Source organism: Paenibacillus sp. 01T422 (assembly GCF_056398785.1).
In genome coordinates this window covers 1-1,446 of sequence record NZ_JBFTQB010001218.1, presented here as the reverse complement: position 1 = coordinate 1,446, position 1,446 = coordinate 1, and the positions used below count along the sequence as shown (strand labels likewise).

At 42.9% G+C, this 1,446-nt stretch carries 1 protein-coding gene; it reads left to right on the top strand.

The annotated features are described in order from the left end of the window. The first annotated feature begins 98 nt into the window (after positions 1-98). Positions 99-1,319: an IS256 family transposase gene (locus tag AC1DUA_RS37355; RefSeq protein ID WP_477504529.1), complete on the top strand. Its 1,221-nt coding sequence runs from the start codon at positions 99-101 to the stop codon at positions 1,317-1,319. The last annotated feature ends 127 nt before the right edge of the window (positions 1,320-1,446 follow it).

Sequence of the window (1,446 nt, the reverse complement as noted above, 5' to 3'; positions counted from 1 at the left end):
GTAAAATAGTTTGTGTACCAGTATTTGGAGTATGGTCGAACGACAAAAAAGTAGGGTATTCTCGGGATTACCACACCACCAAGAAGGAGCCCTACTCAATGACTACTATACCCCAAAATAATTTAAATGATCTACTAGAAAATCTTGTGAAAACGATGATCCAAGAAAAGCTTGAACTCATTATGAAAGAAGAAATGAATCAATTTCTTCAAGTGGAAGAACAACCAGAAATTCGGAATAGCCGAAATGGGTATTACGAGCGTACGCTCGATACACGATATGGCAAGATCGAAGAGTTGAAGGTTCCTAGAGACCGTAAAGGGAACTTCCAAACGCAACTCTTTGAGCCGTACCAGAGGCGCGATGGTTGGCTCGAAGAGGCTGTTATTCATATGTATAAAGGCGGCATGAGCACGCGTGATGTGGCTCGCTTTATCGAGGGTATGTTTGGCACGCAGTACTCGCCAACGACCATTAGTAACATCACCAGCACCGTGCTTGAAGACGTAGAGCGTTGGCACGAACGTCCTTTAGAGAAGCGTTATTCGGTGATTTATTTAGACGGCTTCTATTTTAACTTGAAACGGGACACGGTTGATAGTGAAGTCGTTTATTTGGTCATGGGCATTAATGAACAAGGATACAGAAACATCCTAGGCTTCTATATTGGCGGCAAAGAAAGCGCAAATGGCTGGCGTGAAGTGCTAGGAGACCTCAAACGACGCGGGGCAACTGAAGTACTCTTAGGTGTATTCGACGGACTCATTGGCCTAGAAGATGCATTTAAAGAAGCCTACCCTAAAGCCGATGTGCAACACTGCGTTGTCCACAAGGTTCGTAATGTTTTTCCAAAGATTCGAGTGAAAGACAAAACTGAATTTCTAAATGATTTAAAGACCATTTACAACGCCCCAGATGTGGAAGTGGCTAAGGCCTGTTTTGATTCGGTGAAAGCAAAGTGGGGGAAGCAGTATCCCAAAGAGATTGAGTCTTGGGAGACCAATCTGCCCACGCTACTGACGTTCTACAAATATCCAGTCATGATAAAAAAAGCTATCTACACGTCCAATCCGATCGAGCGCACCAATAAAGAATTTAGAAAAAGGTTACGTCCTATGAACAGTTTAACCAACATTGAAGCTGCCGAAAAAATTATCTATTTAGATACAATTGCTCACAATGAAAGATGGGGTAACCGCATTGTTCAAGGTTTTAATGACCCAGAAACAAGAGAAGCTTTGTTGTTGCTCTTTGAAACCAGATATCCATCTTTGCCAAATCTAGGCGGGAATGAAGAGCCTGAGCATGCCCTAAACTAATGGGAATTAAATCCAAAATTTTCAGGGGGATCCCCCTGAATCCACTAAACCAAAAAACTAATTCATCGTCCCGACGAATAACCCCTACAAGACCTAATACACAAACTTCTTGACGCTACCCCTACCC